Annotated in this window: 5 protein-coding genes; 1 reads left to right on the top strand and 4 read right to left on the bottom strand. The window is 75.9% G+C overall.

The window, feature by feature from the left end:
- Window positions 1-156 precede the first annotated feature (156 nt).
- From AC3WT4_RS19805 to AC3WT4_RS19790, 4 genes are all read right to left on the bottom strand, one after another.
- Window positions 157-1128: an alpha/beta hydrolase gene (locus AC3WT4_RS19805; protein ID WP_257419372.1), complete on the bottom strand. Its 972-nt coding sequence runs from the start codon at window positions 1126-1128 to the stop codon at window positions 157-159.
- Complete coding sequence (locus AC3WT4_RS19800) at window positions 1125-2084, bottom strand: zinc-binding dehydrogenase (RefSeq protein WP_492316296.1); 960 nt, start codon at window positions 2082-2084, stop codon at window positions 1125-1127. The genes AC3WT4_RS19805 and AC3WT4_RS19800 overlap by 4 nt, the downstream gene beginning before the upstream one ends.
- Window positions 2085-2156: 72 nt before the next feature.
- On the bottom strand, window positions 2157-3473 hold the full coding sequence (gene metX / locus AC3WT4_RS19795) for a homoserine O-acetyltransferase MetX (protein WP_492316295.1): 1317 nt from the start codon (window positions 3471-3473) through the stop codon (window positions 2157-2159).
- Between the two features lie 22 nt (window positions 3474-3495).
- Entirely contained in the window at window positions 3496-4833 is a 1338-nt protein-coding gene (locus AC3WT4_RS19790) for a bifunctional o-acetylhomoserine/o-acetylserine sulfhydrylase (protein ID WP_074808308.1), read from the bottom strand.
- A gap of 345 nt (window positions 4834-5178) precedes the next feature.
- Between AC3WT4_RS19790 and AC3WT4_RS19785 the strand changes: the two genes are divergently transcribed.
- Window positions 5179-6558, top strand: a complete 1380-nt coding sequence (locus AC3WT4_RS19785; RefSeq protein WP_492316294.1) for a C40 family peptidase — start codon at window positions 5179-5181, stop codon at window positions 6556-6558.
- Window positions 6559-6678: the final 120 nt, after the last annotated feature.

Raw genomic sequence — 6678 nt, 5'->3', positions numbered from 1 at the left:
AACCCTTCACCGAAGGCCCACCCCACACGGGGTGGGCCTTCGGCATTTCCGCATACCCCCACACACCACGACGGACGAGCCGATGCCGGCACGTCCTGGGCCGTCGTCGGCCCGCACGAACGCTCGAACGGGGAGGCGAGAGCGGACGAGCGCTGCTCAGGACCACCCGTACGCGGCCGACCAGCGGACGATCTCGGCGAAGAACCGGGCCCGGGGCTCGGGCGCCGAGAGCGACAGGTCGTGCATGCCGCCGGGAATGCGCACCAGGGTGACGACCCGACCCAGGTGCGAGGCCCGGCGGGCGAGCGGCTCGACGTCGAGCACGATGTCCGCGGCGCGCATGTCCTCGGTCCAGCGCGTGCTGAACAGCGACCTCTCGGCGAGGAGCACGAGGACGGGGCAGTCGATCGCGAGGCCGGCGGCGACGCGGGCGTGGCCGGAGATGATCGCGCGCAGCCATCCCGCCCGGACGGGGAACGACGGGACCGGGCGCCACGCGTCCTCGATGGTCCACGTGCCGTCCTCCCGGTCGCGGAGCGTGCGGGCGTAGTACCCGGGATCGACGTTCGGGAGCGGCGCGCGCGGCTGGAAGCGTGCGAGCTGCCGGATGGCGGGGCCGGAGACGGTGCGCGCGACCGACGACCCCTGGAGCTCCAGCCACGGGCTGTTGAGGACCAGGCCGCGCACGACGCCGGGGTGCCGGTGCGCCCACAGCGCCGCGACGAGGCCGCCGGTCGAGTGCCCCATGAGCATGATCGCGGCGTGCGCGCCGAGGTCCTCCCGGACGACCTCCAGCGCGGCGGCGATGTCGGCGTCGTACTCCTCGAGGTGGTCCGCGTACCCGGGGGTCTGGTGCGGGCGCAGGCTGCGACCGTACTTGCGCAGGTCGACGGCGTAGAAGGCGGCGCCGAGCCCGTGCCAGGTCTGGGCGAGCTCCGTCTGGAAGAAGTAGTCGCTCCAGCCGTGGAGGTAGAGCACCGCGCGCGCGGGGCGCAAGGGCTCCTCCGTCGGCGGGACGTGCCGGACGACCGTGACGACGACGTCGCCCTCGTCGTCGGGCTCCAGCTCGACGGTGCGCTGCTCGAACCCTGCCCCGAGGACGTCGGGCGCCCAGGTCGGCGCCGTCACGGCGTGAGCACCACCTTGCCGAAGTGCTCTCCCGCGGCGAGGCGGGCGAGGCCGTCGCGGGCGCGCGAGAGGGGGAGCACCTGGTCGACGACGGGGCGCACCTCGCTCCGCGCGAGGAACCGCAGGAGCGCGGCGAGGTCGTCGCGCGAGCCCATGGTCACGCCCTGCACGCGGATCTCGTGGAAGAACACGCGCGAGAGCTCGGCGGGCGACGCGTCGCCGCTCGTCGCGCCCGCCACGACGACGGTCCCGCCCGGCCGCACGGACCGCAGCGAGTGGCGCCACGTGGCCTGCCCGACCGTCTCGACGACGACGTCGACGGGTGCGGGCAGCCGGGCGCCGGGCTCGAACGTCGCCGCTGCGCCGAGGCGGGCCGCTCCGGCGCGCTTCGCCGCGGAACGGGACGTCACCCAGGTCTCGAGACCCGCGGCGGTGCCGAGCGCGACGGCCGCCGTCGCGACGCCGCCGCCGGCGCCCTGCACGAGCACGCGGTCCCCGGGGGCGGCCTTACCGGCGGTGAACAGCATGCGGTAGGCGGTGAGCCACGCCGTCGGGACGCACGCGGCCTCGACGAAGGTCAGCTCGGGCGGCTTGGGGACGAGGTTGTGGGTCGGGACGGCGACGCGCTCCGCGAGCGTGCCGGGGTACCGCTCGGACAGCAGGGAACGGCGCTCGGTGGGCCCGACGCCGTGCCCGTCCGCACCGACGACGGCGTGCACCACGACCTCGGAGCCGTCGGGGGCGACGCCCGCGGCGTCGGTCCCGAGGATCATGGGCAGGCGGTCGGCGGGCAGCCCGACGCCGCGCAGCGACCAGAGGTCGTGGTGGTTGAGCGACGCGGCGCGCACGTCGACCGTGGTCCAGTGCTCGCGCGCCTCGGGCTCGGGGCGGTCCCCGACCACGAGGCCGGCCAGGGGGTCGACGGGGTCGGTGCGGTCGGCGTAGGCGGCGAGCATGGGACCAACCTACGGTCCGGTCCGCGCTCCGACCACGGGGCCCGCCCCGGACGTGCCCGCCCGACGTGCGGGTCAGTCCCGCACGCGCGCCCGCTCGCCGAGGAAGTCGGCGACGATCGGTCCGAGCTGGTCGAACTCGATGAGGAAGCCGTCGTGCCCGAAGTCGCTCGTGAGCGTCCGCAAGGGCTCGGCGCCGGGGATGCCGGCGGCGATGCGCGCACAGTCGGCGGGGAGGAACAACCGGTCGGTGTCGACGGCGACGACGAGCGCGTGCGCGGTGATCTGCGCGAGCGCCGCCTCGACGCCGCCGCGGTCGCGCCCGAGGTCGTGCGTGAGCATCGACTCGGTGAGCACGACGTACGAGTTCGCGTCGAACCGGCGCGCGAGCTTGTCGCCGTGGTGGTCGAGGTAGGACTGCACCGCGTAGCGGCCGTCGGTGAACGGGTCCTCGCCGCCCTGCGGAAGCCGACCGAAGCGGTCGTCGAGCTCGCGCGCGGACCGGTAGGTGGCGTGCGCGATCTGCCGGGCGATGCCGAGCCCGACGTGCGGCCCGTCGCCGTCCGCGGCGTCGTAGTAGTCGCCGCCGCGGAAGCCCGGGTCGGCACGCACGGCACCGAGCTGCGGGTGGGCCCAGGCGATCTGGTCGCCCGTGGTCTGGGCGGCGGTCGCGATCGCGGCGAGCGAGACGACGTCGACCCCCGCCTCGGGGCCGAGCAGCGCCCACTCCAGCACGCGGTGCCCGCCCATCGACGCGCCGACGACGAACGCCCACGACGTGATCCCGAGCGTCCGGGCGAGCTCGATCTCGACCGCCACCTGGTCGCGCGTCGTGACGCGCGGGAACCGGCTGCCCCACGGGCGGCCGTCGGGCGCGGTCGAGGCCGGTCCGGTGGTGCCCTGGCAGCCGCCGAGCACGTTGGGCGCGACGACGAACCAGCGGTCGGTGTCGATCGGGGCGCCGGGCCCCACGAGCGACTCCCACCAGCCCGCGGTCACGTGCCCGGGTCCGGCCGGGCCGCTCACGTGCGAGTCGCCGGTGAGGGCGTGCAGCACGAGGACGGCGTTCGACCCGTCGGGCGCGAGCGTGCCCCACGTCTCGTACGCGACCCGGACGTCGGGCAGGCGGGCGCCGGACTCGAGGTCGAACGTGCCGACGTCGGCGAAGCGCCGCCGGCCCACGGGGTCGCCCGGGCGCCACGCCCCGGTCGCCGGGACCGGGGCCTTCACCCGCGCGCGCGACGGCGCGACGCCGTGCGTCGACGAGTCGCCCGGCCGCGCGCCGGAGCGGGCGTCGGGAGCGGGGGAGAGGAGCTCGTCGTTCACCGGGGTCACCGTCGGCCACTGTACGGCCGGGGCGCCCAGGGCGCCCCGGCTGTCCAGATCCGTCATCGTCGCGCCCGTCGCCGGCCGGTCAGGAGCCCAGCGCCGACTTGGCGGCGGTGAACCCGAGCTCGAGGTCGGCGAGGATGTCGTCGACGTGCTCGATGCCGACCGCGAGACGGACCAGGCCCGGTGTCACGCCGGACTTCGCCTGCTCCTCGGGGCTGAGCTGGGCGTGCGTGGTCGAGGCCGGGTGGATGACGAGCGACCGCACGTCGCCGATGTTCGCGACGTTCGAGTGGAGCTGCAGCGCGGAGACGAACGCCTGCCCGGCCTCGCTGCCGCCGTCGAGCTCGAACGCGAGGACCGCGCCCGCGCCGCGCGGCAGGTACTTCTGCGCGTTCGCGTGCCACGGGCTCGAGGGCAGGCCCGCGTAGTGGACGGTCCGGACGTCGTCGCGCGCCTCGAGCCACTCGGCGACCTTCTGCGCGTTGGCGACGTGGCGCTCGACGCGCAGCGAGAGCGTCTCGATGCCCTGCGCGATGAGGAACGCGTTGAACGGCGAGATCGCCGAGCCCAGGTCGCGCAGGAGCTGCACGCGCGCCTTGAGCACGTACGCGAGGTTCGCCCCGAGGATGCCGTCCACCCCGAGGTCGCGCGCGTAGACGAGGCCGTTGTACGACGGGTCGGGCGTGTTGTAGTTCGGGAACCGCTCCGGGTGCGCCGCGTAGTCGAACGTGCCGCCGTCGACGATCACGCCGCCGATCGCCGAGCCGTGGCCGCCGAGGTACTTCGTGGCGGAGTGCACGACGACGTCCGCCCCGTGCTCGAGCGGACGCAGCAGGTAGGGGGTGGCGACCGTGTTGTCGACGACCAGCGGGACGCCGACCTCGTGCGCGACCGCCGCGACGGCCTCGATGTCCAGCACGTCGGCCTGCGGGTTCGGGATCGTCTCGCCGAAGAAGAGCTTGGTGTTCGGGCGGACGGCGTCGCGCCACGCCTGCGGGTCGTGCGGGTCGACGACGAACGTCGTCTCGACCCCGAGCTTGGCGAGCGAGTACTGGAGCAGGTTGTAGGTGCCGCCGTACAGGCTCGGCGACGCGACGACGTGGTCGCCCGCCTCGGCGACGTTGAGGATCGCGAAGGTCGTCGCGGCCTGCCCGGACGCGAGGAGCAGCGCCCCGACGCCGCCCTCGAGCGAGGCGATGCGGTTCTCCACGACCTCCTGCGTCGGGTTGCCGATGCGCGTGTAGATCGGGCCGAGGTCCTTGAGCGCGAAGCGGTCGGCCGCGACCGAGGCGTCCGGGAAGACGAACGACGTCGTCTGGTAGATCGGGAGCGCGCGGGCTCCCGTGGTCGGGTCGGCGGTCTGGCCGGCGTGGACCTGGCGCGTCTCGAAGGACCAGGCGGGGGCGTTGTCGGTGCTCATGGTTGCTCTCCTGCGGGTGGGGTGGGACGGCGGCGCGCGGGTGCACCGGGGCGGGTGCGGCGGGGACGGGGTCGTCGACCGCGGCGAGAGGCGCACGCGGGACGGGATGCCGCGGCGAGGGCGTCGTCGACGACGGCTCGCGGGCAGGCGAACGTGCGCTCGGGTCAGCGACACATTCGACGGGACATGAGGCCGAGGCTAGGCGCGTCGCGGGCGACCCGGTAGTGCCTTCTCACCATGCGAGACCACATTGTGAGAACGTTCCGACCGCTCGGATCGCGCGGAGCGGACCTTCCGGGCAGACTCGTGCGAGTGCTGTCAACGAGACACGCCGAGGAGGGGTTGATGAACCGCGTGACCGGGAGCGCGTCACGCCGCCGCGTCGCCGTGGCGGGAGCCGCCGGAGCGCTCGTGCTCGCGCTCGGCGTCGGCCTCGCGCCGAGCGCCTCGGCGGCGCCGTCGGACGACGACGTGCGCGCCGCGCGCGAGGCCGCTGACGGGGCCTCGCGCGACGTCGCGACGGTCGAGCGCGAGCTGGCGTCCCTGCGCGACCGGCACGCCGCCGCGGTGGCGGCGGTCGAGACGGCGGCGGAGGAGTACGCCGCGGCGCAGGGCGAGCTGGAGGCCGCGGACGCCGAGGTGCGCGACGCCCAGGCGGCGCTCGCGACGGCCCGGTCCGGCGAGTCCGACGCGCGCGCCTCCGTCGGCGCCCTCTTCCGCGCGTCGCGCCAGGGCTCGACGGAGCTCGACGCCCTACGAGCGGTCCTCGACGCGGACGGCGTGGAGCAGGTCGTCGCGCGCGAGAACGCCGAGCGCGTCGCGGGCCGCACCGCCGGTCGGGCGGTCGAGACCCACGCGACGGCGCGCGCCGTCGCGGACACGGCCCGCGCGCGGGCCGACGCGGCGCTCGCGCACCAGGCCGAGGTCGAGGACCGCGCGCGCGACGCGCTGGCCGCCGCGCAAGTCTCCTCCGGGGCGCTCGACGAGGCCGTGCAGGAGTCGGCGGCACGCCGCGAGACGCTGCTCGCCGAGCTCGCGCAGGCGCGGGCCACGAGCGTCGACGTCGAGCGGGAGCGCCAGGACGCGCTCGACGCGCAGGCCGCGAGCGCGCGCGAGAGCGCGGCCCGGGAGCGGGTCGCGCCGCCCGCTGCGGGGACGCCGGCGGCGGCGCCGTCCGCCCCGGCCGCGCCGTCCGCCCCGGCCCCGCAGAGCCCGGCTCCCGCCCCGGCACCGGCTCCGGCCCCCGCTCCGGCGCCGGCGCCGGCTCCCGCCCCAGCGCCTGCCCCGGCTCCGGCGCCTCAGCCCACTCCTGCCCCGCCGCCCGTCGTCACGCCGCCGCCCGGCACGGGCGTCGGGAACGGCGCCCAGGGCCAGGCCGCCGTCGCGTGGGCGCGCACGAAGATCGGCGCGCCGTACGTGTTCGGCGGCACCGGGCCGGGCTACGACTGCTCGGGTCTCACGTCCCGCGCGTGGGCCGCCGCGGGCGTCGACATCACCCGGACGTCGCGCTCGCAGTACCAGCGCGTGCAGAAGATCTCCTACGACCGCCTCCGCCCGGGCGACCTCATCTTCTACGCCAACGACACGTCGAACCCGTCGACCATCCGCCACGTCGCGATGTACACCGGCGGGGGGATGATGATCGAGGCGCGGCAGCCCGGCAGCCCGGTGCACGAGGTCGCGATGCGCTGGGCCGACGCGATGCCGTACGCGGGCCGGCCGTAGCCCCACCGCACGGCGCTCCGCCGCACGACGCCCGTCCGGCCCGGCCCGCGGCGGGCGCGCGAAGCCCGTGACGCACGACCTGTCTCTTATACCCCTCTGCCGCTGCCGACGATGCCCACT

This window comes from Cellulosimicrobium sp. EB106-03-01-XG111 (genome assembly GCF_058792115.1).
The sequence above is the reverse complement of the archived record's forward strand: the minus strand, read 5'-3'. Positions and strand labels throughout refer to the sequence as shown.

What these genes read in the sequence shown, in the direction of transcription:
- AC3WT4_RS19800 (WP_492316296.1), bottom strand. Translation starts at nt 2,084, where the DNA reads ATGCTCGCCGCCTACGCCGACCGCACCGACCCCGTCGACCCCCTGGCC.
- metX (WP_492316295.1), bottom strand. Translation starts at nt 3,473, where the DNA reads ATGACGGATCTGGACAGCCGGGGCGCCCTGGGCGCCCCGGCCGTACAG.
- AC3WT4_RS19790 (WP_074808308.1), bottom strand. Translation starts at nt 4,833, where the DNA reads ATGAGCACCGACAACGCCCCCGCCTGGTCCTTCGAGACGCGCCAGGTC.
- AC3WT4_RS19785 (WP_492316294.1), top strand. Translation starts at nt 5,179, where the DNA reads ATGAACCGCGTGACCGGGAGCGCGTCACGCCGCCGCGTCGCCGTGGCG.